This is a genomic window from Oceanisphaera marina (assembly GCF_014643915.1).
GTDB lineage: Bacteria > Pseudomonadota > Gammaproteobacteria > Enterobacterales > Aeromonadaceae > Oceanimonas > Oceanimonas marina.
In genome coordinates this window covers 1-2155 of the sequence record NZ_BMKE01000055.1, presented here as the reverse complement: position 1 = coordinate 2155, position 2155 = coordinate 1, and the positions used below count along the sequence as shown (strand labels likewise).

Genomic DNA, 2155 nt, shown 5'->3' with positions numbered 1-2155 from the left:
TCGGCCGTGAGTGACTGACCTAACAAGTTCCGTTTCATGGCAGGCTCCCGAATGTAGCTATATGTAGAAATTATAGATCCACATGGGTTATGCCGTACTGCTTAGCTCAAAAAAAACCCATTAGAGCAAAACCAACAAAACCCATAAAACCTAATATAATTGATATAAAATATATCAACCAACCAAGCACACTAAACTTTTTACTTTCAGTCGTTTTATTTATCTTCATCGATACTATCTTATCAAAAGTTATTATTTTTGTATCATACCTTGCTCACCGACACATACTATGAAGAGTGATTTTGTGTAAAATCAGGGCGAGCGCATGAGTGTGTAATTATTAAACACCGCGTTAATTTATTAATCGATTCGAGTTTGAAAGCTTAAACAATAGATAAATACCAACCTAAGTGTGGTCATTTTTTGCTCTTCATGTAATTGAAAAACGTTCATGCGGTTGCCCTGTGTGTAAAATGAAGTCCAGCGACTATACGAAAACTAGTACTATATTGTGTCTGCGTGCAGTAATTTCCTAGCTCAGGGGGAGTTTAGCTACAAGAGCAGTTCCCTTTGCAACTTGATCTGTTGCTCCTAACTCATTGAACTCGGCAAGTACTTGTTGAAGTGAGTTATTAAGTATTTCGCCAGGTACATATACGTTCGGCAACTCTGAGAGTTTTTTCTCTACCTCTTGTGACATACCCCCTGCTATCTTTATACTAACTACCATTGCCACGTAAAACTTTATATTTGTAATCGTCTTCCTTTCTAACTGAATTTCACAATTTTCTGGCTTTAGATATGCTTCTACAGCTTTCATTATTTGAATTGCTTTTAGGTATATATCTATTGACTTATCTAAACTAAATATTTTCCTATATTCTATATCCGAATTTATCAGTGTTGAAGGACGAGCTCTTGCGCTATCAGGCTTCAACAGCATAATAGCCATCATTGATTGTGCCATATAAGAAATACTTATAATCTTAGAAACTGGCATTCCTTGATTTTTATAAAAATTTTTCTTCCTATCGTAGTAGTAGTCGTTTGACTTAAGAAAATCTTCAATATTTCTATGAATGTCATCAGAGCTTCTTAATGATGCCGGTGGAATAGATGTTTGGCTGTTTGTGGCTCTAATTATTCTATCTCTAGCTTCTTCATCTTCTTCACATATCACTCTTACAAGCACAGCCCTTTCATCACCCTCGTGACTTTCCAGCTGCGAGTAGAATTGATATATTTCATGTGACGTCTGCAACCCATTAACAATTTGAGGGTCTTCAATTGTAAGTTGCTTTCCTGCCATTACTGCTTTAGGAGTAATGATAGTTACGCCATTATTCAGATACCAAAAGTTTTCTGACTCTCTATTTTCCAGCGTCTTCCGTATACCAGTATTAACTACTACACTGCCCTGATAATCTCTAACATTTGACTCAAATATACTGCGTGCCAACGCCCCAGAATCAGATATGAACTCGTAGTATTTAGATAGGCTCACTAGACATAAGTAGCTACCAGCATTTGTGCCAATTGGTGACTCTGCAACCTCAAGAACTCTCGAAGTAGACGGTACATTTCTTGTCATCTCAAGAAGTTTAGATGCACCAACAAATTCAAATGAAAACTCAGCGCCTCCAAACATTTTAACAATATCTTCTTGAAGCTTTGACACTTTTCCTGACACATTCTGATGAACTTCATCGCCCTGTGTAGCATAAAAATATCGTATTTCTATTTTTGGAAATGTCTTTGCTAGCTTTGCATATGAATTTCTAAAAAGCTTAACCTTATCAATTAGATCTGCGTTATAGCGTGCAGCATAATCATCTGGATTGTTCGCTAGGTTAAACAAATCCTGCGCTGACTCTCTAAATTTTATTACAGCATCTTCTTTAAAAGAGGCCGAAGTCTTCGACTGAATTACAATCAGCTCAATATGGTTCTTTTTCTGGCTGGTATTTACTGGCGTATCTTCTTTTAATTGCTCGCCATTTACAAAAGTATAGATTGAATCAATTCCACCATCACCGCCATCACCTACTATACCGGAACGTGTCAACCTCACTTGAACCAACTTTTTAGCAATTAAATTGCTTTCAGTATGGCTCTTTGCAGCGTCGGGAAGTTCACTCCTTGCTCAGTAACGGAT

General features: G+C 37.1%; 1 protein-coding gene. It reads right to left on the bottom strand.

Features of this window, described 5'->3' with window-relative positions; all coding sequences use genetic code 11:
* Positions 1-532 precede the first annotated feature (532 nt).
* Entirely contained in the window at positions 533-2065 is a 1533-nt protein-coding gene (locus tag IEW52_RS15505; RefSeq protein WP_229668004.1) for an AIPR family protein, read from the bottom strand.
* Between the last annotated feature and the right edge of the window lie 90 nt (positions 2066-2155).